The sequence below is a fragment of the Limnohabitans sp. TS-CS-82 genome, from assembly GCF_002943475.1.
In genome coordinates, this window is sequence record NZ_PTQX01000004.1 from 83,414 (window position 1) to 104,257 (window position 20,844).

The window sequence follows — 20,844 nt, forward strand, 5'->3', positions numbered from 1 at the left end:
CAATGGCGCATTCGCTAGGGGTGTTGAAGCCGTCACCGACTTCGACTGAGAAAGTCCCTTTGAACCTGATTGAGGTAATCCTCGCGCAGGGAAGCTAGCCTTCACAGAGCAACCACTTTGAATGGGTTGCCCCAGGCCTCGCCGAACTGCCATTTACTTGAGACAAGCAATGGCAAATACACACAACACATCACTCACCCCCGTGGGTGAAGACGCGCGCGTCTTCACTGGGTTTTCTCACGCCTCGCTGTGGTTCAGCCTTGGGGTTGGCCTGCTGGTCATGCAAGTGGGTGCGTATTTGGTGCCCGCCATGGGCACGCGCGATGCGCTCATCGCCATCGTGATCGGCTCCATCGTGGGCTCGGCCTTGTTGGCGTCCACGGCCAAGCTGGGTTGCGACAGCGGCCTGTCCAGCGCAGGGCTGATGCACCGCGTGTACGGCAGCGCCTTTGCCCGCCTGCCTGTGCTGCTCAACATCGTGCAATTGATCGGTTGGACCACCTTTGAACTGGTGGTCATGCGCGATGGCACGGCAGCCATTGGTCAACGGGCATTGGGTGCCCAATTCCACATCGTTTGGCCCACCTTGCTGTGGGGCGGCGTGCTCACCCTGTTGATGACGGGCTCCATGCTCACTCTGGTGCGCCAGTTTGTCAGCCGCATTGGCTTGCCTCTGGTCATCGGCTCACTCCTTTGGTTGAGTTGGCACTTCATCGGCGTGGCGAGCGCACAAGGTTTGACCGCCTTCATGGCACGCCCCAGCGACGGCAGCATGGGCATGCTCTCGGCCATCGATTTGGTCATGGCCATGCCTGTGTCGTGGTTGCCATTGGTGGCCGACTACGCCCGTCATGGCCGCAGCGGGCGCAGCACACTCGCGGGCACATGGGTGGGCTATGCCATCGCCAATGCGTGGTGTTACGCCTTGGGCTTTTTGGTGGCCAGCGTGTCCGAACCCGGCACCGATTTGGTGATGGCCTTGTTGCTCGCACAAGGCGGTTTGCTCGCCCTCGGTTTGATCTTGCTTGATGAACTCGACAACGCTTATGGCGATGTGTACTCGGGCGCGGTGTCCGCCAACAGCCTCAAACCCACTTGGTCGACTCGCCGCTGGGGCTTGGCCTTGGCGGTGTTGTGCACGGCACTGGCCTTGGTGCTGCCCATGCACAGCTTGGAGCCTTTCTTGCTGATGCTCAGTTCGGTGTTTGTGCCGCTGTATGGCGTGATCTTGGGCCGTTGGGCCACGGTCATGCGCACGCCGGACGATGCGCTCCCCCCCAAAGTTGACCTGATCGCTGCCGCGCTGTGGCTGCTGGGCGTGGCGGTGTTTCATGCCGCCGCCACTTGGGCACCGCAATACGGCTCGGCCTTGCCCAGCCTCTTGCTGACCTTCACCCTCGCTCGCCTCACCCACAACGCCACGCATGGGGCCACGACGCGTGGCGCAAGCCAGTGACCGCTGCACTCAAACACGCACCCAAGGTTTCAACATGAACGCCCTCGTCTCAGAATTGCTTGAATTCATCGCACGCCCCACGGTGAGCGACGACGACTTCAACGCGCTCGCGCTGAAACTCTTCGCCCACCAGTTTGAACACAACCGCCCGTTTCAAAAATTTTGCCAACGCCGCGGCAAAACCCCGCGCGTGGTGAAACGCTGGCAAGACATTCCGGCCGTGCCGATCAATGCATTCAAAGACTTGACGCTCAGCTGCGTGCCGCCCGAGATCTGTGCACGCACCTTCATGACCAGCGGCACCACACGCGGCGATGTGAAAGGCCGACACTTTCACCCCACCATGGCGGTGTACGACGCCTCCATGCTGCGTAACTTTGCGCAACACGTCATGCCAAGCGACGCCAAACTGCGCATGGGCATTTTGTTTCCCAACGAGGTGCTGATGCCCAACTCCTCGCTGGCCCATTACTTGGCGCTGGCCATAGCCCACTTTGGCACGCCAGACAGCGCGTATTACTTGGACGAAAACGGTCTGCGCACCGACGCCCTGTGCGAGGCACTGCAACACGCCCAAGACTCGGGCGAGCCCTTTGCACTGCTAGGCGCCAGCTACAGCTTTGTGCACCTGATGGACGCCCTGCAAGCGCGTGGGCAAACGTTTCAACTGCCCGCAGGCAGCCGCTTGCTCGACACCGGCGGCTTCAAAGGCCAATCGCGCGAAGTGCCGATGGATGCGTTTTACGAGCAACTCAGCGCGACCTTTGGCGTGAGCCGTGACCAGTGCCTCAACATGTACGGCATGACCGAGTTGAGCACCCAGTTTTACGACGCGGGCAACCGGCAAGTGCCTTCGGTCAAACGCGGCCCGCACTGGATTCGCTCGCGCTTGGTCGACCCGTTGACAGGCCTAGACGTGGCGGCCAGTGAGCGCGGCATCTTGGCGCACACCGATTTGGCTAACTTCAATTCGGTGGTCACCATCTTGACGGAAGACGTGGGCCAAGCCACTGCCGATGGCTTTGTGTTGCTGGGCCGCGCCCAAGGCGCACAAGCCAAAGGCTGCTCAATGGCCGTGGACAACTTTTTGAAAGCGGCGCAAGCATGAGCGCCTCGGTTTTCAAAGCGGGTTACCTGCCAGGCTTGAACGATGCCGACGTGACGTGGCATCGCTTGAGCATGGGCACGGGCATCCCTGCGCGCACGGGCACGGGCACAAGCCTAGACATCAACTTGGGTCCACAGCAAGCGCCATGGCAAGTCGATGTGCCCCAACTCACCATCGCGCAAATGACGGCCCTGGCGCAGCGCGTGCAACACGCCAGCCGCACGCATTTGAAAACCATGCACGTCTCTGACATCGTGCGCGTGCTGGACATGGCCACGGCCCGCTTGCTTGACCCACGCGATGTCTATCGACAACAACTCGAACACCTGTTGCCTCAAGCCACGGGCTTTGACGCCGAGATGGTGCGCTTGAATTTGAACGCCTATTTGCAAACCTTCCGCGGCTTGCAGTTGCAACGTTTTGTGGCCGAAGACTTCGCCAACCCTAAAGTGCTGGACGAGTTTCAACCCCGCACCCAAGGCGGCTGGACCCGTGCCTTTGGGCCGGAGTTGTTGGTGCATGTGTGGGCCGGCAATGTGCCGGCCTTACCCATGTGGAGCTTTGTCTCGGGTCTCTTGGTCAAGGCGGGTTCCATTGGCAAAGTGGCCAGTGCTGAGCCGGTGTTTGCCACGCTGTTCGCCCGCCTGCTGGCCGAAGTCGAACCGCGCTGGGCAGATTGTTTTGCGGTGGTGTGGTGGCCCAGCAGTGCCGCCGGACACGACCAAAACAACCCCCTCCGTCAAGCCCACAGCAACGCGGAAAACACAGGCCTAAACGCCGAAGAATTCGCCTCCGATCAAACAACTTTCGCCTTGGCCGACGTCGTGCTGGCCTATGGCGGCAACGAAGCCTTGAGCGCCATGCAAGCCCACGTCCCCGTGACCACCCGCTTTTTGCCACATGGCCACAAGCTGAGTTTTGGCATGGTGTCGGCTGCCGCGCTGTCGGTGCACAAGGCCCCAAGCGTGGCGCGTCAAGCGGCGTTGGATGTGGCGCGCTACGACCAACAAGGCTGCTATTCGCCCCATGTGTTTTACGTGCAACGCGGTGCGCCAGTCAGCCCGCAAGACTTTGCCCAACACCTGGCCAACGCGCTGGCTGGTCTGCAACACAAGCTGCCGCGTCGTGCGCTCTCGCTCGAAGAAGCTGCGCAAGTGGGCGCTTGGCGTGAGGCCCATGAGTTCGCGTCACTGCAGGACGACGCGCAACGCGGCACTGAAAACAGCAGCACCGACTTCAGCGACACACCATTGAACGACAGCGCACAGCACACGCCCCTGCATACCGTGCTGGGTAGCAGCACGGGCCACAGCACCGTGGTGTTCAGCGACCGCCCTCTGCCGCTCACCGCAGGCCCGCTGAATCGACATGTGTTGGTGGTCGCCGTGGACACGTTAGATGACGTGCTGCCCTTGATCGCCCCGCAACGCGACTACTTGCAAACCGTGGGCTTGGTCGCTGCCCCCGAAGAGTTGCTGCATCTGGGCAGCATCTTGGGCCAAGCGGGTGTGACACGCATTTGCGCCTTAGGCGCCATGACCTCTCCCGAAGCTGGCTGGCATCACGATGGGCGTTTCAGCTTGCTCGACTTGGTGCGCATGGTGGACATCGAGGCCTCTACCGAACGTGAGGCCGAGCGCTTCACGTCCTACGAGGTTTAACGCAGTGAACTTTTTAGCGATGACCACTTCACCCATGCCCTTTTTGCAACTCAACGCCCTGCACTTTGCCTACCCCGAACGGGGCGAGGTGGTGCGTGACGTGTGCTTGCAACTCGCGCCTGGCGAGATTCATTGCCTGATTGGCCGCAGCGGCTGCGGCAAAACCACGGTGCTCAAACTCGCGGCGGGTTTGCTCACGCCCCAACAAGGCCAGGTCCAGCTCAAAGGCCAGACCGTGCAGCAGCCCACGTCAGACATGGGCTTTGTGTTTCAGTCCCCCACGCTGCTCCATTGGCTCAGCGTGCTCGACAACGTGTTGCTGCCGATCAGCTTGCACGGCACCGTCACGAACGACCACCGCGTCCACGGCGAACAACTGCTGGCGCAAATGGGCCTGACCGCGCTGCGCGATGACAAACCCCATCAACTCTCGGGCGGTCAACAAAGCCGCGTGGCGATTGCCCGCGCCTTGATCACCCGCCCGTCGGTCTTGTTCATGGACGAGCCATTTGCTGCGCTCGACGCCATCACGCGCGAAGACTTGCAGCGTGACTTTTTGGCGCTGTGCCAAGCGCACGGCACCGCCGTGCTGTTTGTCACGCACGACATCAGCGAGGCGGTGTACTTGGCCGATCGCGTCAGCCTCATGCACCAAGGCCGCATGCAAACGCCCTTGCAGATCGACTTGCCGCGCCCGCGCCAAATTGCCATGCGCTACACCCCCGCCTTCAACACGCTGTGCGAACAGCTGCGACACGCCATGGACGCCACGCTGTGATGAAACGCGACGCCCTCCTCTCCACACTCCTGGGCTTGGCTTGCTTGGCCGCATGGGAAGCAGCTGTGCGCGTGGGCCACACCTCGCCCTTGGTGCTGCCCGCCCCCTCGGTGGTGGCGCAATCGCTGTGGCAAGGACTGAACAGCGGCTACTTGTGGCCGCACATCGCACACACGCTGACCGAGGTGGTGTTGGGCCTGTTGCTGGGTGCCTCCATGGGTTTTGTGGGCGGCGTGGTGTTGGGCGAGTCGGCGCGTTTGCGTGGCGTGCTCATGCCTTACGTGGTGATCAGCCAAGTGGTGCCCAAGCTCGCGCTGGCCCCGCTGTTCATCGTGTGGTTTGGGTTTGGCACCTTGCCCACGGTGGTGATGACCGCTTTGATTTGTTTTTTTCCGCTTTTAGAAAACACCGCCACCTGCATGCAGCAAGTCGATGCGAACAAGCTGGAGCTGTTTCGCATGCTGCGCGCCAGCCCGTGGCAAACCTTGTGGCGCTTGAAGCTGCCCGCCGGTTTGCCCAACATCATGGCGGGCTTGCGCGTGGCCGTGGTGCTGGCTTGGGTCGGTGCGGTGGTGGGCGAATTCATTGGTGCCAGCCGTGGGCTGGGTGCCTTGATCATTGCCGCGCAAGGCTCGATGGACACGCCGCTGATGTTTGCGGTGCTCACCGTCATCACGGTGCTCGGGCTCACGTTTTACAAAATATGTGAATGGCTGGAACGCCGTTTGCTCGGTACCGCTTCAGAACTTTCCACAAGGACCTCGTCATGACTTGTCACACAACCTCGCGCACTTCTAGCCGTTGGCTGCGTCGCCTCACGGCCTGCGTAAGCACCCAACTCAGCGCCCATTTAAGCTCCCAAGCACGCGCCCTGGGCGTCACTTGCGCCTTGGCTTTGTCTGTGGCCACACCCACCGCTGGCTGGGCTCAAGCCGCCCCCAAACTCGACAAAGTGGTGGTGGCCGGCTGGAGCAAACCGATCACCGAAATCACCAACTTGCTGGTGGAAGAAGACAAAGGCTTTTTCAAAGCCCGCGGCATTGAACTGGGCTACGTGCCGGGTGCGGGCGGTGGCGACGCTCTGCGCAACTTGCTCAGCGGTCAGGCCGACGTAGCCTTCACCGACCCCGGCTCGTTCTTCACCGCCTTGGACAAGGGCGAGAAGCTGCGCGCCATCTACGACATCTACCCGCAAAACGTCTTCAACGTGGTGTCACTGAAATCGCAAAACATCCTCAAACCCGCCGACCTCAAAGGCAAGCGCATTGGCGTGTACAGCCTGTCCAGCGGCACCCGCCAAAACTTGCAAGTGCTGTTGAACCAAGCCGGTTTGACGGAGGCCGATGTGACCGTGGTCGTCACGGGCTTATTGAATTTTGCGCCGCTGATGCAAGGCCAAGTGGACGCCACAGCCGCCACGGACACGGGCCTTTTGGTGGGCCGCCAAAAGGGCTTGGGTGGTGTGAACGTGATGGAAGTCAAAAACCACCTCAATATTTCCAGCGACTTCTTCGTGGTGCGTGAAGATACGTACCAGCAGAAAAAAGACGTGCTCAAGCGCTTCTTGCATGCCTACCAAGACAGCGCTAAGTGGATGATGCAGTCCCCCGAAGAAGCGGCCAAGCTCGCCGTGAAGTACGCCATCGACGGCCAAAACGCCAGCATGAACTTGGACATCATTCGGCTGCGCAACGAGTCCAGCGTGTCGGCCATCACCGACCAACGCGGCTTGGGCGCTTTCGACATGGCTGGCCTGCAAAAAGGCGCGAAGGCCTACAAAGCCTTTGGCGTGATTCAGCGCGACATCCAAGTGAGCGATGTGGTCAGTCAAGACTTGTTGCCGAGCCACACCCAACCTGTGGCGGCCAGCGCGAACAAAGCCGCAAAACCCAAAGTCACGTCTCAACCCAGCGCCAAATCGGCCAACCAGCAATGAACGCCACACCCCGCAACTTCGCAGGCCAAGTGATCTTGGTCACAGGCGCCAGCCGCGGCATTGGCGCGGCTATTGCCAAAGCGTTTGCACGCGAAGGCGCGATGGTGCTCGTGAACTACCTCAGCAGCCACGCCGCCGCCCAAGACGTGGTGGCCCAATGCCAGCAACTCGGCGGCGATGCGTGGGCACTGTCAGCCGATGTGCGTTCGCCCGAAGCGGTGAACGACATGGTGGCGCAGGCCTTGCGCGAAACAGGCCGCATCGATGCGGTGGTGAACAACGCCTTCAGCCCCTACACCTTCGACCCCGACCACCGCCAACGTTTTGGCGATGTGTCTTGGCAGGCTTACCAAACGCAGTTTGATGGCGCGGTGCATGCGGCCTACAACGTGTGCCAAGCCGTGCTGCCGCACTTCAAACAACGCGGGCAAGGCAGCATCATCAATCTGACCAGCGACTTGGTGGACCGACCCAGCATCGCCTACCACGACTACACAACGGCCAAGGCCGCACTCGTGGGGTTCAGCCGCAACCTGGCCGCTGAGTTAGGGCCCTTGGGCATTCGTGTGAATTGCGTAGCACCGGGCTTGGTGAGCCCCACCGACTCCAGCCGCGCCACCAAAGAATCGGTGAAAGACGCACTCATCGCTCAAACCCCGCTGGGCCGCTTGGCCACACCCGACGATGTGGCAGGGCCAGTGCTGTTTTTGGCTTCTGACTGGAGCCGCTTTATGACCGGTCAGGTGTTGACGGTCGACGGCGGGTTGGTGATGCGATGAAGCGGCACGGGCGCGAAACCATGATTCAACGGACCATGACCGTGGCCCGTGGTCACGTCTGCGCCTTGCGCAATCGCGCCCAAGATGAAGGTGCGCGCCAAGCGCACGGCATCGCTCAAGCCATGCCCCAAAGCCAAGTGCGCCGCGATGGCCGACGACAAGGTGCAGCCTGTGCCGTGCACATTGCGGCTGGCAATGCGCGTGGACGCCAAGCGTTGCGAAGGGCCGTTGGCCTGCACCAACAAATCGACCACCTCATCGCCCGCCAAGTGCCCGCCTTTGAGCAACACGGCTTTGGCGCCCATGGCGAGCAAATCTTGCGCGGCGGTGTCCAAGGCTTGGGCATTGGGAATGTCGCGGCCCAAGAGCAAGGCAGCTTCGTCCAAGTTCGGCGTGATCACGCTGACACGCGGGAACAACTCGCGCACCAACACCTGCACGGTTTCGTTGGCAATCAAGCGGTCACCGCTGGTGGCCACCATCACGGGGTCGAGCACGACATTCTTCAGCTGGTAATGGTCGATGGCCCATGCCACCACCTCCACAATACCGGGCGCATGCAGCATGCCGATCTTGATGGCGTCGACACCAATGTCTTCCACCACGGCCTGAATTTGCGCTTTCAAAAACTCGGCGGGCACGGCGTGAATGCCTTGCACGCCGACGGTGTTTTGCGCAGTCAAGGCGGTGATGGCGCTCATGCCGTAGCAGCCCAAGGCCGCAAAAGTTTTCAAGTCGGCTTGAATGCCGGCACCACCGCCACTGTCAGAGCCAGCAATGGTGAGCACGCGTGCGTAGCGGTAAGAATTGTTCATGGGCGGCATTATCCGCAAATCACAAAGGACCTCATTCAATGAGCGCACAACTTTCAAGCGTGGTGCTAGGCGCGGGCCTGATGGGCCGTTTGCTGGCCCACACCTTGGCGCAACTCGGCCACCACGTGACGGTGTACGAAGCCCAAGGCCCTGACGCTCAAGGTGCAGCGGCGCGTGTGGCGGCGGCCATGTTGGCACCGCTGGCCGAATCGGCCATCACCGAACTGCCCGTGGTGCAGATGGGCCAGCACGCGCTCAAGCGTTGGCCCGAGTTGATCGCCCCTTTGTCTGAACCGGTGTTCTTTCAGCAAAACGGCACGCTGGTGCTGTGGCACCGCCAAGATGCGGCCGAGGCCAAACGCTTTGAGCAGCTGATGCACCGCACACAACAACAATTGCCCAGCTTGCCTGCGGCACAAACCCTGAACGCAGAAGGTTTGCTGCAACACGAGCCCGCGCTGGAAAACCGCTTTGCCCAAGCCCTGTACTTGCCCGGTGAAGGCCAGCTCGACAACCGTCAATTGCTGGCTGCGTTGCTCAAAAGCCTAGAACAACAAAACGTCGCCCTGCACTGGCACAGCCCGCGCGCGCCAGAAGACTTTCAGCCAGGCAAAACCGGCCAACCTGATTGGGTATTCGACTGCCGCGGCTTGGGCGCGCGCACCGAGTGGCCGCAACTGCGCGGTGTGCGCGGCGAGGTGATTCGCCTGCATGCCCCCGAAGTCACGCTGCAGCGGCCCACCCGCTTGATCCACCCGCGCTACCCGATTTACATCGCGCCCAAAGAAGACCATGTGTTCGTCATCGGCGCGACCGAGATTGAGACCGAAGACCTCTCGCCCGCCAGCGTGCGCTCGACGCTGGAGTTGCTCAGCGCGGCCTACACGGTGCACAGCGGCTTTGCCGAAGCGCGCATCTTGGAGGTCACCACCCAGGCCCGCCCCACTTTGACCGACAATTTGCCTGCCATCCGTTGTTTGGGCGACCGCACTTTGCAGATCAACGGCCTGTACCGCCACGGCTTTTTGATCTCGCCCGCCATGCTCGACGTGGTGGTGGAATGGGTGCAACACCACACCACCCACTTGGCAACACAATTCCAACTGAAGTTTGAACATGTCTGACACGCCCCTTCAAGTGCTGATCAACCAAGCACCCCACTCCCTGCCGCAAGGCGCCACCTTGGCCGATGCCGTGGCAGCCTCGGGCATTCAGCCCCCCTTTGCGGCCGCTGTGAATTTGCAGTTTGTGCCACGCGGCCAATACGCAGGGCACGCGTTGGCCGACCACGACAAAATCGAACTGATTTCGCCCATCACCGGCGGCTGATCAGCACACGATCAACCCATGAGCACACCATGACCACACACACACTTCACGCCGATCCGCTCACGCTGTACGGTGAAAAATTTCAAAGCCGTTTGATGCTGGGCACCTCGCGCTATCCCTCGCCCAGCGTGCTGTTGCAAGCCATCGAACGCTCGCAACCCGCCATGCTGACCGCCTCGCTGCGCCGTCAAACCGGCAGCGGCGGTGAAGCCTCGCAAAGCTTTTGGAACCTGCTGCGCCAAGCCAAGGTGCCCGTGCTGCCCAACACCGCCGGTTGCCACAGCGTGCAAGAAGCCATCACCACGGCCGAGATGGCGCGTGAGGTGTTTGAGACCGATTGGATCAAGCTCGAACTCATTGGCGACGACTACACCTTGCAACCCGACACGCTGAACTTGCCCGAGGCGGCCAGCCGCTTGATCCAAGCGGGCTTCAAAGTGCTGCCCTACACCACCGACGATTTGGTGCTGTGCCAGCGCTTGGTCGATGTGGGCTGCCAAGCCGTGATGCCATGGGCCGCACCCATCGGTACGGGCAAGGGCCCCATCAACCCACACGCCTTGCGCACCCTGCGTGACCGCTTGGATGTGCCCATGATCGTGGACGCAGGTTTGGGTCTGCCCTCGCACGCTTGCCAAGTGATGGAATGGGGCTTTGACGCCGTGCTGCTCAACACCGCCGTGGCCTTGGCGCAAGACCCCGTCAGCATGGCGGGCGCTTTTGCCGATGCGGTCAACGCAGGGCGCGCCGCCTACCGCTCGGGCGCCATGCAAGCGCAAGACAGCGCACAGCCCAGCACGCCCGTGCTCGGTACACCTTTTTGGCACCAAGCATGAGCCTCGGTTTAAAAACACCACAAGACGTTGCCCAAGCACTGGCCACGCGACACGCGGCCATGCTGGCGGGCGATGCCTTGCCCTACGCGCAAGCCGTGCACACCAACGATGCCACGCTCAGCAAAGAGGCCGCTGGCGTGTTGCAAGGCTGCCGCATGCTCGGTTTTTTAGAGCATGACGCGCAGTGCGTCGCGCAAGCTTGGGGCCTACAAACGCTGCGCACAAGGCAGTTCTCGGTGAATGACTGGCCTTGCACACCGCAAGATTTCGGCATTGCACCCGCGCCCCGTGCCAACGCATTTCCCACCTGCCCTCACGCGCTGGGCTTGTACGCCGTGCTGCCCGATGCCCAATGGGTGGGCCGCATGGCCCGTGCCGGAGTACCGACCGTGCAGCTGCGTTTCAAGTCAGACGATGCAACGGCCATTCGCCAAGAAGTGCGCGCCGCGGTGCAAGCCGTGCAAGGCACAGGTGCGCTGCTGTTCATCAACGACCACTGGCAAATCGCCATCGACGAAGGGGCCTACGGCGTGCACCTTGGCCAAGAAGACATGGACGAGGCACCCATCGAGAAGATTCGCGCCGCCGGTTTGCGCTTGGGCCTGAGTACCCACGGCTACGCCGAAATGCTGCGCGCCGATGCGGTCAGCCCTAGCTACATCGCTTTGGGTGCCGTGTTCCCCACCACCCTCAAACGCATGCAAACCGCGCCGCAAGGCACGGGCCGCTTGTATGCCTACGCCAAACTCATGCAACACAGCCCCTTGGTGGCCATCGGCGGCATTGATGAAGCGCGCATTCCTGTGGTGCTACAAAGCGGCGTGGGCTCGATTGCGGTGGTACGTGCCATCACGGGTGCAGACCACCCAGAAGCCGCTGCACACACTTTGCAAGACTTGATGCGATGACCCCCCGCGCACAACACCACGCCCTCCACCACGTTCACAGCGCGAAAGCCGTGGCGGTGGCCCTGCTTTTGAGCACAGGCTTGGGGTCTGGCTTGGCTCGTGCGCAGACGGCCTTGGACGAAGTCACCGTCACGGCCCAACCGCCTTTGGGAATTTCTGGATTTGACGATGTTCCCATCCATGCACTGCCGCTGAGTGTGAGCACCTTCTCGCAAGCGGACTTGCGCGACGTGGGGGCTCAGCGCATCAGCGATGTATTGCTGTTGGATGCCTCTGTCAGCGAGAGCTACAACTTGCCCGCCTATTGGGATCACTTAAGCGTGCGCGGATTCGCGCTGGACAACCGCTACAACTTCCGCCGCGATGGCCTTCCGATCTCGGCACAAACCATCATCGGACTGGAAAACAAAGAACGCTTAGAACTGCTCAAGGGCACCAGCGGCATGCAGGCGGGTACCAGCGCGCCGGGGGGCTTGGTGAATTACGTGGTCAAACGTCCGCCTATGCGTGACGACCAAAGCATTCGCAACGTGACGCTGAGTTACGGCCCCAGCGACACCCGTTCAGTCGCGCTCGATTTGGGCAACCGATTCGGCGAACACGCGGCGTGGGGCTACCGCTTGAATGTGGCGCACACGGAACTGAATCCTTACATTCGCGACACACAAGGTCAGCGCGACTTGGTGGCCTTGGCCATGGACTGGCGCTTGGATGCACGCAACCGTTTGGAATGGGAGTTTGAGCAAAGTCACGTCGAACAAATTGGCGTGAACTTTTACAGCCTGATGGGCAGCGGCCCCAACGCCCTGCCCGCCCCCGTGGACGGCACGCGCAACATCACACGCCAGCCCAACTCGCGCCCGGGTGTGTTTGATGGGCTCACAGGCAGTGTGCGCTTCAAGCACCAGCTCGACCAGAACTGGTTATGGACCACGCACTACGGCGTGCAGCGACTGCGTGCGGATGATCGTTTGGTGTACGCCTCGGGTTGTAACGCGACCGTGCAAGACCGTTTTTGTGCCAATGGTGATTTTCAGATTTACGACTACAACACCAACAACGAACGGCGCAACAACGAGGTGGCACAAACCAGCTTGAGCGGTCAAACATACCTAGGTGGGCTGGAACATGGGCTCACCGTCAGCATCATGCGCCAACGTTTGGTCGACGACATGCCGCACATGCAAACCAGTCCACTGCTGGGCACCACCAACAGCATCACGGGTGGACTCACGCCGCCCAACCAAGCGTCAGACCGCAACGGCTTGATGAGCAACACCCGCGATGCCTCCACCGAATGGGCCGTGAAGGACCGCGTCAAACTCAAGGACCGCACCACCGCTTGGCTGGGCTTGCGCTACACGCAACTCAACCGCCAAAGCGCGATGACCGACGGCTCTGGCGCCACGCAAGACCAGCGCAACTTCATGACGCCTTGGCTGGCCGTGAGCCATGCACTCGATGCGGGGCCCATGGTGTTTGCAAGCGCGGGGCAAGGCATTGAGTCTGAAGTCGCGCCCAACGACACCACGCGTTACAGCAATGCAGGCCAAGCATTGCCAACCCTGCGCAGCCATCAACACGAAATGGGCATCAAGAGCACCTCGTCTCTGACGCGCTGGCAGGCCACTTGGTTTGACATCACCCGCCCCGTGTCTGGTGATTCATGGGGTTGCAGCAACGGCGGAGCATGCACCCGTCAAATGGACGGCCTAGCGCATCACCGCGGGCTTGAACTCAACGCACGGACCACGCAACGAGGCTGGACATGGGATGGCTCAGCCACTTGGTTGCAGGCTCGCCGAGAAAATGCCACCAGCGACCCCAGCTTGAATGGGCAACGCCCCATCAACGTGCCCAGCTACATCGTGCGCGGCTTGGCCGAATACCGCTTTGCCAGCATCACCGGATTGCGCACCGGCCTTCGCCTATCGCGCGAGGGCAAACGCCATGTGACCGAACACGGCGAAATCGTGCTTCCCGCGTGGACTACCTTAGATTTGACCACCCACTTCGACAGCCACATCGCCCTGCATCGGGCTACATGGACATGGGGCATTCAGAACGTTGGCAACAAGCACTACTGGCGTGAATCACCCAAACAATATGGTCAATATTTTCTCAACCCAGGGGCGCCCAGAACATTTCGTGCAAGTGTTCAATGGCACCTCTGAAAATGTCGCAAAAAATGCGCTATAATTTTTCTATTCCTCGATAGCTCAGTCGGTAGAGCGCCGGACTGTTAATCCGTAGGTCCCTGGTTCGAGCCCAGGTCGAGGAGCCAAAAACGCACCGGGTCAATGACAAAGTTAACGCTAAGTTGTTGATCCGGTTCTCGTTTGTGGCACTTCGTATTTCTTGATTTGTCAGCGTCTTTCCAGACTCCACCAGTCCGCCGGTTTTCGGCACTTAAGGAGAAACGAATGACAGCATTTGACGCCAAAGATGAGCAAGCGATTCCCAGCGCAAGCTCTCAAGTTGACCCCGCAGGCATCGCGCTGCGCCTGAGGTCCCTCGCCCAACGCCCAGCATCCCTCACCGTGCGTGAGCTGATCGAGCGTTACATGGCCCAATACGCAGGAAACGATGGCAGTCGCTCGCAGCGCCTGTCCGCATGGCTGGAGATGATCGGGGACTTTGAGCTGTCTCAGGTCGATGCCGATCTGATCCATGCTGGCCGCAGTGAGCTGGCGACCAAACCCCCAATTGTGTTTGTCGGTCTGGACCATCAGGGCCGACAAATCTTCAAGGTCAAAGGCCGCGCCCGTCAAAAGACAGGGGCCACGCTGAACCGCTACACGCAAGCCATTGCAGCGGTCTTCACATGGGCCATGGAGCAACGCCTGACCCCCAAGGGCTTTGCGCATCCTTGCAGGGGCATCAAGCGGCTTCAGGAGACCGATGGACGGGTGCGATACCTGAGCGCCGATGAGCGCACCCGCCTTTTTGAGGCATGCCGAGAGTCCAAATATCCCCGCCTTTATGCCATGGCCCTCACCGCCATGAAAACAGGCGCCAGACGAGGCGAGCTGCTGAGCCTGACATGGAAGGATGTTGACCTCGATGCAGGGCTTGCCTATCTCGGGAAAACGAAAAACGGAGACCGCCGCACTCTGGTGCTGCTGCCTGACGTGATCGAGGCCCTGAAGCCCTTCAAATCGAGTGACGCCACACGCTATGTCTTTGGCAGTGTCCGCACCAAATACCAGACCCCAGCGCAGATTGATTCGGCATGGCGCGATGCGGTGACACGCGCCCAGGTGCGTAATTTCAAATTCCACGATCTGCGCCACTGTTGTGCCTCCTACATGGCCCAGGCTGGCGTTCCCCTAAACGTGGTCGCTGAGGTACTGGGGCATCGCAAACTGGACATGACGCGCCGCTATGCCCACCTGACCACACAAACCAAGGCCAACGCCATGGCCATGGCACTTGGAGGCATTCAATGAGCGCCGTTATCCAGTTTCCAAGGGCAAGCGCAAAGGCTCCCACTCAGTCTGGGGATGATCCTTTTTACGGCTGGGTGGCATCCATGTTGCAATGTTTGCAGACCGGCGGTGAGGATGCGATGGCAGAGTTTTTGAGGGCGCATCCAGTCAGCCCGGACTGGGCTGAGTGCGCCGAAAATTTGCTGAGGAGTCTTTCGAATGAGAAACGAATTTAGCTCTCGGTGCAGACCGATTCAGGCCCAATTCAGGCTGGGGGCGAGCCATGGCTGAAAGTAGCGGATTTCACCTCACAGCCGATGAGAAGACGGCTCTTGATCGGGCGTGCATCAAATGGAACTGGCTCCAAGAAGTGTATGGAGACGATGCGTATTTTCATGAGCAAGTAGACCGGAAAAATTTCAACGATCTGGCTCAGTCTGCCAAGACTATGCGAGCGGCACTGAGGGGGCTTGGATTTGAGGGGGAAGAATTGCCCCGCAAATTTTCCACCTCTCAATTTCTCATGCAACTTCAGCAGAGCGTTACCAAGTCACAGGTTGATCTGTTCAAAACCATTGTGAATTTGGGCGATTTTTTGGAGCCAATGGAGGCGAGCGCAAGACTGCATGCAAGAGGTCGAGGCATGGAGGCAGACGAAGCTGTTCAGGCTTGGATTGAATGTTGCGCAGCCAGTTGGCGTGCAGTCTTAAAACTTGAGCCAGGATTTTCAGAAAACAGTCGGTTTACCAAGGCGCTGCTTGACTTTCAGGATCAAATAGAGTCAAGCCAAACGCCCCCCCCGTCGGTCACAGAGCGGGCGATAAGAACCGCTGGCAAACGAGCGGCAGCTTCTGGGGACGCAAACAAATAGGATTTGCGCCCTCCACGCAAATCAACAAAATCTAGACATTCACTCCTGCGCACCAATCACGGTGTGCGCACAAACCAGCGTCTGGGAACCGTGACTAAACACCACGTGACGCTGGCAAATCAAGGAGTGAACATGTCGAGCATCAAAATCAAAGGGGGCCAGTCGGTCCCATTCATGGCGGATTTTCTTCCGCTCAAAAGCCTCTGGGACGGTCCTGCGGCCCCCTATCCAAGCGAGTTTGCCGCTCGCTGGGCCATTCGGAAAATGCGCATCGAATTGGCCGAGGCCAGCGCCGTTGCGATGCACCGCAATCGGCTTATGGTTCACCCCCAACGCTTTGCCGCCGTTGCTGAAAAGACAGCAGTCCAGCAATTTGCGCGGTCGGTACAGGATGAGCACGATTCAGCGAAACGCCGGGTTTTTAGCGCCGCAGCAGAGGGGCTTAATCGTGCATTTTCTGGCCTAGATGGTCAGCCATCTCACCTGAAATCCACTGCGCAAAAGCTGAGTGCTGACGAATTGGATGCGCCAACTCTCATCCTCGCCGGTGGTGAAAAATGAACTTGCTGGAGCAAGAGCGCGCCTACCGCCGCGATGAGTTGATCCGTGAGTTGGATTGCTACTCCATTACCGATCTGGAGGTCCTGACCGACCTATCAACCAGCACCCTGGCCGCATGGCGTAACCAAGGCAAAGGGCCAGCATTTGTCATGCTTGGCAGGACCGCCCTTTATCCGCGATCTGCTGTCCAGGCATTCATTCAGGAGTGCCTTGGCAAGCGTCATGAATAAAGAAAAAAAGACTCGGGGCAAGCGCAGCGCAGCCGCCCAAGACCCGTTTGACGATGACCCAATGGACGCCGACTCAAATGGCTTGAATCTGCCCACCACGATTGAGGAAATGCTGGAGCGTTACGCCATCGTCTACGGCACCAGTACAACGATATGGGACCGCCTGCACCGCATACCAATGCGACCCGCCGACCTGCGCAACGTCATTGACAAGGCGTTGCATAAAGAGTTCATGAATCACCCACTGAAAACGGTCATCCGTCCTGAAGATGTGGTGTTCGATCCGTCTCAGGAATGCGCGGGTCACTGCGTGAACCTCTATCAGGGGCTCAGGATCAGGGCGAAGGCCGGTGACTGCACGCAAATTCTTGAGCTGCTGCGGCACTTGTTGAGCGCGTCCTCGAAACACGAAGACGAAGTAGAAGCCAACATTGAATGGGCCCTGAACTGGATTGCTTTGCCATTCCAAAAGCCCGGCACCAAACTGTCAACGGCTATTGTCATGCACGGTCCACAAGGCTCGGGCAAATCTATGTTCTGGGAAATCGTGCTCAAGATTTATGGCGAATACGGCAAGGTCGGTGGTCAGCAGCAACTGGAGAGCAAATACAACGACTGGATCAGTCGCACCTTGTTTGCTGTCATGGAGGAAGTAGTCGCAACCGGCGAGCTGATTCATTACAAGAACATGCTCAAGTCGCTTGTGACCGCCGAGCATCTGCTGATTGAGAGCAAGTTTCAGGCGGTGCGCAAGGAGCGCAATTGCTGCAATCTGGTCTTCCTGTCAAACGAAGCACGGCCTCTCGCCATTGAGCATGACGACAGGCGGCATGCGGTGTTCTGGGTGGCACCCAAGCGCACGGACGGGCTATACAACAGAGTGGCCCACTCCATCAAATATGGCGCACTGGAGGCGTTTTACGACTTCCTGCTCAAACGCGATCTGGATGGGTTCAACGCCTACACGCTACCGCCCATGACGAGCGCCAAGCAAGACCTTATGGAGCTGGGTCTTAAACCGGCCGAACGGTTTGCCCGAGATTGGCTTGCGAGGCAACTGGAGCTGCCCTTGTGGGCATGCAGCACCGGACAGCTTTACAAGGCGTTTCAGCGATGGTCCCGGCAACAGGGCGAGCGAACCATCGTCAACCAAAACGGTTTTACGGCCACGGTTTCTAAGTTTGCGCGGGACCAGCTCTCAAAACTCAAATGCTCGCCATCCAAGGGCAATCCGGGTGCGCCAGTCACGCTTTGGCTTCCTGAGGGCACTGGACCGCTCAATGGCGTAACCAATTTCGAGTTTGCAACCGAAGCCGTTGCAGCGTTCGAGGGACCACTGTCACGCTTTGGGCAAACCTTCAGCGAGGTTTCGCCATGAGCGGCTTCCATGGCTTCCGCCCCGCTCCCCTTTCGCTTCCGATGCAGAAAAGCTGCGTATCCCTCTCAGCTTCCACCGCTTCCTCTGCTTCCTCACATTTATTAAAGAGGAATGAAAAGACAGGATGGGTGCGCCAGATTGTGAATTACCGAGGTGGAAAAACATGCGGAAGCAGAAGAAGCCGCAGAAGCGGTGGAAGCCACACCCCCTGGTTTGGGTCCTTCCCATGCAGTTGCAAGGAGGGTCATTCGCTGCTCGATGAGTGTGTAGACAGTCAGGCTAAACAATAGCTGAATGTTTACTTAAATCGCTTAATAAATATCAATAGGTAAATTAAATGACAGGCAAAGAACTGGCTGAGGCCTTGGGAATCACGCCATCGGCAGTGTCTCAGCTTGCGAAGCGAGGTATGCCAACGGACAGCGTTGAGAGGGCCAACAGATGGCGCAGGAAGCACCTCCAGCGCGGTCGCATGAAGGGTGTCAGGCGTGAAACGCTGCCAACCTCCCCCACGGTCTCGGACGCAAGCACCGAGCAAGCATTCGATGACACAGACCCAGAGCTGTTTGACGGACTGGACGATGACGAGCAGGAAATCGAGGTCTTCAAGCGATCACGCGACAGGCGTGAGCACTACCAGGCAGAGCTGACGCGAATCGCTCTGGAAAAAGAAACCGGCAAATTGATGCAGACAGAGCAGGTGCTTTGGATGATGCGGGATGCAGGTACAACGCTGCGGACCAGCCTAGAGCAGATCGGCTCAAGACTTGCGCCAGTGCTGGCCCCAATGACGGACGAGAGGACGGTGAAGCTGACCATAGACCGTGAGGTTGAGTCGGTGCTGTCGGAGGTCTCGCGCCGGTTTGACCAAATGGCAAGGCAGTCAGAGGGGGACGAGGCATGAGCGAGCCAATCCGATTGATCCTGATTCCAAGCCCGAGACCGGACAATGAAATCATCGGTCTGCACGGCGTTGCGAACCGGCTCCCCAGCGTTGACAGACTTCCCGGTGAAAGCCTCATGCAGCTCCTGCACAGAGCCCGCGGAATGCTGAAGGGGGGCACACCCATCCTGGTCTATTGCAGGCATGCTGGGGAGGTCACTCATGGAAATCATTGAGGCCATCTTCAGGGGTGAACCGGACCATGAGGCAACCCGAAGAATGTTTGATGGCCTGCGCCGGTGGGTCCTGAGTGGGCACAAGGCAGACAGCAAGACAAGCCCCCAACTCAAGCGACAGTACGGGCCAACGCTGAATGCCTGTCTTGGATTACCAGCGAATCCAGAGCGAGCCCGAATCGCGCTGCGTGACGCCATGCTCAAACTGGCCGCTGCTGAACTGGCGCAAGAAACCGGAAATCACCCATGGCGGCTGGCCTTTGCGTTGCACCGCGAAGCTCAGCGATTTGCAGGCCATCGGTGGCATTGCTGGATAGACATGGAGCGCCCCCCAGACCATGCGACAAGGCTAGAGGCCCGACTTTGGCTCGCCATGAAAGCTGGTGGCGGCAAGCTGCCTGGAACCGCCAGACGCATGGCGCAAATTTTGAATGGAGGTTGAAGCGTTCTCCTGCTGGCACTTCAGGGGGGAGGGATAAAGATCAAGTTGTCAAAACCCGAAAGGACAACACATGAACAACACCCAAACCCCGTTTTCAACTTTGCAGCGCCGCACCGCAGATGAGGTGTCCGCCATTACTCGCCACACCTCCAAGATTGAACGTCACCTGCATCTGCGCGACTTCATTCTGAGCAAGACTGAATTTCCGTCACGTCATCTTGACGAAAAGGTCCTGAATGCGTTCCAAGAAGTTTCTGAAAGCTGTCGCCAGCGATCCGGCCAAATCCCAATGGGCAACTGGATGCCGCTGTCTGTGCTGTCGCGTGATTTGAACCTGTCTAATGGTGCTGGAATGGTCGCGGGAAAATTATCAAAGAGCCCGACAAATAGCCTCTTGCCCCACTCGGCGGTGGTCAATGGCGGTGCAATGCTGATTTCGGGCCTCAGTGGCCAGACCTATGGCTTGAGCGTTGTCGATCCCAACCTTGATGTTTCTAACGGATGGGTCCCAGAGGGCGCACCTGCACCAGCTGTTGAACCTCAGTTTAAAAACTCCGTGTTGACCCCCCATCGCCTGACAGTCTCTGTCACGATTTCCCGCAAACTGTTGCACAGTACATCCGTTGATGTTGATGCACTGGTGCGCCGCGAATTGGTGTCTCGTTTCTCTTACGCCATTGATGCAGCCGCCGTGAATGGCACTGGCAACGATCAGCCGCTTGGCATCTTGCGCCATCCAGACTTGGACATCATCTCCGCTGGAGCCAATGGAGCGGCACCTGCATATCAGCATTTGCTGGAGCTGGAGCACAACGTGCTTACTCGCAGCGGTGGCGACAGCCTTTCCCCCACATTTGTCATGAGCCCTAAGCTCACCAAGAAGCTGCGCGGCACCGCACGTGTTTCCGGTGGTGACAAATTCATCATGGAGGGGCGAGACCTGCTGGGCTATCAGGTCCGCACAGCCGCCAACATGCCCGACAACCTTGTCAAAGGCACATCGGGCGAAGCATGTTCAGCACTGCTGTTTGGCGATCTCTCTGAAGTCGTTATTGGATTCTGGGGGCCCGCTGCCGTTGATTTCATTGTTGACGATTACACCCTGCGCAAGGACAACAAAATCAAGATCGTCGCGCATGCAGATGTAGGCATTCAGGCACGGCGAATCGGCGCATTTGCGGCATACAAAGACCTGCTGGCGGCTTGATA

21 protein-coding genes, 1 tRNA gene and 1 riboswitch are annotated in these 20,844 nt (G+C 59.4%); of the genes, 20 read left to right on the forward strand and 2 right to left on the reverse strand.

Features of this window, described 5'->3' with window-relative positions:
* Positions 1 to 6: 6 nt before the first annotated feature.
* Positions 7 to 109: riboswitch (TPP riboswitch) on the forward strand.
* A 60-nt stretch (positions 110 to 169) separates the two neighbouring features.
* The 7 genes from C5F52_RS10205 to C5F52_RS10235 are packed head-to-tail and all read left to right on the forward strand — an operon-like array spanning position 170 to position 7,718.
* A complete protein-coding gene (locus tag C5F52_RS10205; RefSeq protein WP_104798260.1) occupies positions 170 to 1,456 on the forward strand; it encodes a cytosine permease in 1,287 nt (428 codons plus the stop codon).
* A gap of 34 nt (positions 1,457 to 1,490) precedes the next feature.
* Complete coding sequence (locus tag C5F52_RS10210) at positions 1,491 to 2,564, forward strand: long-chain fatty acid--CoA ligase (protein ID WP_104798551.1); 1,074 nt, start codon at positions 1,491 to 1,493, stop codon at positions 2,562 to 2,564.
* On the forward strand, positions 2,561 to 4,225 hold the full coding sequence (locus C5F52_RS10215) for an acyl-CoA reductase (RefSeq protein ID WP_104798261.1): 1,665 nt from the start codon (positions 2,561 to 2,563) through the stop codon (positions 4,223 to 4,225). Before C5F52_RS10210 ends, C5F52_RS10215 begins: the two co-directional genes overlap by 4 nt.
* Positions 4,226 to 4,244: 19 nt before the next feature.
* Positions 4,245 to 5,003: an ABC transporter ATP-binding protein gene (locus tag C5F52_RS10220; RefSeq protein ID WP_236657817.1), complete on the forward strand. Its 759-nt coding sequence runs from the start codon at positions 4,245 to 4,247 to the stop codon at positions 5,001 to 5,003.
* Positions 5,003 to 5,773: an ABC transporter permease gene (locus C5F52_RS10225; RefSeq protein ID WP_104798262.1), complete on the forward strand. Its 771-nt coding sequence runs from the start codon at positions 5,003 to 5,005 to the stop codon at positions 5,771 to 5,773. The genes C5F52_RS10220 and C5F52_RS10225 overlap by 1 nt, the downstream gene beginning before the upstream one ends.
* Positions 5,770 to 6,939, forward strand: coding sequence for an ABC transporter substrate-binding protein (locus C5F52_RS10230; RefSeq protein ID WP_236657818.1), 1,170 nt, complete (start codon positions 5,770 to 5,772; stop codon positions 6,937 to 6,939). Before C5F52_RS10225 ends, C5F52_RS10230 begins: the two co-directional genes overlap by 4 nt.
* The gene (locus C5F52_RS10235) at positions 6,936 to 7,718 is read left to right on the forward strand and encodes a 3-oxoacyl-ACP reductase (RefSeq protein ID WP_104798263.1); all 783 of its coding nucleotides are present in this window, start codon (positions 6,936 to 6,938) and stop codon (positions 7,716 to 7,718) included. The genes C5F52_RS10230 and C5F52_RS10235 overlap by 4 nt, the downstream gene beginning before the upstream one ends.
* On the opposite strand, the gene thiD is transcribed toward C5F52_RS10235, so the two are convergent.
* Positions 7,679 to 8,542, reverse strand: coding sequence for a bifunctional hydroxymethylpyrimidine kinase/phosphomethylpyrimidine kinase (gene thiD, locus C5F52_RS10240; RefSeq protein ID WP_104798264.1), 864 nt, complete (start codon positions 8,540 to 8,542; stop codon positions 7,679 to 7,681). The genes C5F52_RS10235 and thiD overlap by 40 nt on opposite strands.
* Before the next feature lie 29 nt (positions 8,543 to 8,571).
* Between thiD and C5F52_RS10245 the strand changes: the two genes are divergently transcribed.
* From C5F52_RS10245 to C5F52_RS10305, 12 genes are all read left to right on the forward strand, one after another.
* Complete coding sequence (locus C5F52_RS10245) at positions 8,572 to 9,657, forward strand: FAD-dependent oxidoreductase (protein WP_104798265.1); 1,086 nt, start codon at positions 8,572 to 8,574, stop codon at positions 9,655 to 9,657.
* Positions 9,650 to 9,862, forward strand: a complete 213-nt coding sequence (gene thiS / locus C5F52_RS10250) for a sulfur carrier protein ThiS (RefSeq protein ID WP_104798266.1) — start codon at positions 9,650 to 9,652, stop codon at positions 9,860 to 9,862. The genes C5F52_RS10245 and thiS overlap by 8 nt, the downstream gene beginning before the upstream one ends.
* 29 nt (positions 9,863 to 9,891) lie before the next feature.
* Complete coding sequence (locus C5F52_RS10255; RefSeq protein WP_104798267.1) at positions 9,892 to 10,698, forward strand: thiazole synthase; 807 nt, start codon at positions 9,892 to 9,894, stop codon at positions 10,696 to 10,698.
* The gene (gene thiE, locus C5F52_RS10260) at positions 10,695 to 11,606 is read left to right on the forward strand and encodes a thiamine phosphate synthase (RefSeq protein ID WP_104798268.1); all 912 of its coding nucleotides are present in this window, start codon (positions 10,695 to 10,697) and stop codon (positions 11,604 to 11,606) included. Before C5F52_RS10255 ends, thiE begins: the two co-directional genes overlap by 4 nt.
* Positions 11,603 to 13,780, forward strand: a complete 2,178-nt coding sequence (locus C5F52_RS10265) for a TonB-dependent siderophore receptor (protein ID WP_104798269.1) — start codon at positions 11,603 to 11,605, stop codon at positions 13,778 to 13,780. Before thiE ends, C5F52_RS10265 begins: the two co-directional genes overlap by 4 nt.
* Before the next feature lie 34 nt (positions 13,781 to 13,814).
* A tRNA-Asn gene (locus C5F52_RS10270) sits at positions 13,815 to 13,890 on the forward strand.
* 139 nt (positions 13,891 to 14,029) lie between these two features.
* Positions 14,030 to 15,055, forward strand: coding sequence for a site-specific integrase (locus tag C5F52_RS10275; protein WP_104798270.1), 1,026 nt, complete (start codon positions 14,030 to 14,032; stop codon positions 15,053 to 15,055).
* 262 nt (positions 15,056 to 15,317) lie between these two features.
* The gene (locus C5F52_RS10285; RefSeq protein WP_104798272.1) at positions 15,318 to 15,905 is read left to right on the forward strand and encodes a hypothetical protein; all 588 of its coding nucleotides are present in this window, start codon (positions 15,318 to 15,320) and stop codon (positions 15,903 to 15,905) included.
* A 132-nt stretch (positions 15,906 to 16,037) separates the two neighbouring features.
* Positions 16,038 to 16,466 carry a hypothetical protein gene (locus C5F52_RS10290; RefSeq protein WP_146100068.1) on the forward strand — a complete coding sequence of 143 codons (429 nt, stop codon included), beginning with the start codon at positions 16,038 to 16,040 and terminating at the stop codon, positions 16,464 to 16,466.
* A complete protein-coding gene (locus tag C5F52_RS10295) occupies positions 16,463 to 16,696 on the forward strand; it encodes a helix-turn-helix domain-containing protein (protein WP_104798274.1) in 234 nt (77 codons plus the stop codon). The genes C5F52_RS10290 and C5F52_RS10295 overlap by 4 nt, the downstream gene beginning before the upstream one ends.
* Positions 16,689 to 18,074, forward strand: a complete 1,386-nt coding sequence (locus C5F52_RS10300; RefSeq protein ID WP_104798275.1) for a primase-helicase family protein — start codon at positions 16,689 to 16,691, stop codon at positions 18,072 to 18,074. The genes C5F52_RS10295 and C5F52_RS10300 overlap by 8 nt, the downstream gene beginning before the upstream one ends.
* Positions 18,075 to 18,411: 337 nt before the next feature.
* Positions 18,412 to 18,978 (forward strand): hypothetical protein, encoded by a 567-nt coding sequence (locus C5F52_RS10305; protein ID WP_104798276.1) that lies wholly within the window; start codon positions 18,412 to 18,414, stop codon positions 18,976 to 18,978.
* Positions 18,979 to 19,344: 366 nt separating this feature from the next.
* On the opposite strand, the gene C5F52_RS29870 is transcribed toward C5F52_RS10305, so the two are convergent.
* Positions 19,345 to 19,491: a hypothetical protein gene (locus tag C5F52_RS29870; RefSeq protein WP_161499682.1), complete on the reverse strand. Its 147-nt coding sequence runs from the start codon at positions 19,489 to 19,491 to the stop codon at positions 19,345 to 19,347.
* A 214-nt stretch (positions 19,492 to 19,705) separates the two neighbouring features.
* Between C5F52_RS29870 and C5F52_RS10315 the strand changes: the two genes are divergently transcribed.
* Complete coding sequence (locus C5F52_RS10315; RefSeq protein WP_104798278.1) at positions 19,706 to 20,842, forward strand: phage major capsid protein; 1,137 nt, start codon at positions 19,706 to 19,708, stop codon at positions 20,840 to 20,842.
* Positions 20,843 to 20,844 lie beyond the last annotated feature (2 nt).

What these genes read in the sequence shown, in the direction of transcription:
- C5F52_RS10230 (WP_236657818.1), top strand. Translation starts at nt 5,770, where the DNA reads ATGACTTGTCACACAACCTCGCGCACTTCTAGCCGTTGGCTGCGTCGC.
- C5F52_RS10225 (WP_104798262.1), top strand. Translation starts at nt 5,003, where the DNA reads ATGAAACGCGACGCCCTCCTCTCCACACTCCTGGGCTTGGCTTGCTTG.
- C5F52_RS10215 (WP_104798261.1), top strand. Translation starts at nt 2,561, where the DNA reads ATGAGCGCCTCGGTTTTCAAAGCGGGTTACCTGCCAGGCTTGAACGAT.
- thiE (WP_104798268.1), top strand. Translation starts at nt 10,695, where the DNA reads ATGAGCCTCGGTTTAAAAACACCACAAGACGTTGCCCAAGCACTGGCC.
- C5F52_RS10235 (WP_104798263.1), top strand. Translation starts at nt 6,936, where the DNA reads ATGAACGCCACACCCCGCAACTTCGCAGGCCAAGTGATCTTGGTCACA.
- C5F52_RS10265 (WP_104798269.1), top strand. Translation starts at nt 11,603, where the DNA reads ATGACCCCCCGCGCACAACACCACGCCCTCCACCACGTTCACAGCGCG.
- C5F52_RS10220 (WP_236657817.1), top strand. Translation starts at nt 4,245, where the DNA reads ATGACCACTTCACCCATGCCCTTTTTGCAACTCAACGCCCTGCACTTT.
- C5F52_RS10300 (WP_104798275.1), top strand. Translation starts at nt 16,689, where the DNA reads ATGAATAAAGAAAAAAAGACTCGGGGCAAGCGCAGCGCAGCCGCCCAA.
- C5F52_RS10275 (WP_104798270.1), top strand. Translation starts at nt 14,030, where the DNA reads ATGACAGCATTTGACGCCAAAGATGAGCAAGCGATTCCCAGCGCAAGC.
- C5F52_RS10305 (WP_104798276.1), top strand. Translation starts at nt 18,412, where the DNA reads ATGACAGGCAAAGAACTGGCTGAGGCCTTGGGAATCACGCCATCGGCA.
- C5F52_RS10210 (WP_104798551.1), top strand. Translation starts at nt 1,491, where the DNA reads ATGAACGCCCTCGTCTCAGAATTGCTTGAATTCATCGCACGCCCCACG.
- C5F52_RS10290 (WP_146100068.1), top strand. Translation starts at nt 16,038, where the DNA reads ATGTCGAGCATCAAAATCAAAGGGGGCCAGTCGGTCCCATTCATGGCG.
- C5F52_RS10315 (WP_104798278.1), top strand. Translation starts at nt 19,706, where the DNA reads ATGAACAACACCCAAACCCCGTTTTCAACTTTGCAGCGCCGCACCGCA.
- C5F52_RS10285 (WP_104798272.1), top strand. Translation starts at nt 15,318, where the DNA reads ATGGCTGAAAGTAGCGGATTTCACCTCACAGCCGATGAGAAGACGGCT.
- C5F52_RS29870 (WP_161499682.1), bottom strand. Translation starts at nt 19,491, where the DNA reads ATGGCCTGCAAATCGCTGAGCTTCGCGGTGCAACGCAAAGGCCAGCCG.
- C5F52_RS10205 (WP_104798260.1), top strand. Translation starts at nt 170, where the DNA reads ATGGCAAATACACACAACACATCACTCACCCCCGTGGGTGAAGACGCG.
- thiS (WP_104798266.1), top strand. Translation starts at nt 9,650, where the DNA reads ATGTCTGACACGCCCCTTCAAGTGCTGATCAACCAAGCACCCCACTCC.
- C5F52_RS10245 (WP_104798265.1), top strand. Translation starts at nt 8,572, where the DNA reads ATGAGCGCACAACTTTCAAGCGTGGTGCTAGGCGCGGGCCTGATGGGC.
- C5F52_RS10255 (WP_104798267.1), top strand. Translation starts at nt 9,892, where the DNA reads ATGACCACACACACACTTCACGCCGATCCGCTCACGCTGTACGGTGAA.
- thiD (WP_104798264.1), bottom strand. Translation starts at nt 8,542, where the DNA reads ATGCCGCCCATGAACAATTCTTACCGCTACGCACGCGTGCTCACCATT.
- C5F52_RS10295 (WP_104798274.1), top strand. Translation starts at nt 16,463, where the DNA reads ATGAACTTGCTGGAGCAAGAGCGCGCCTACCGCCGCGATGAGTTGATC.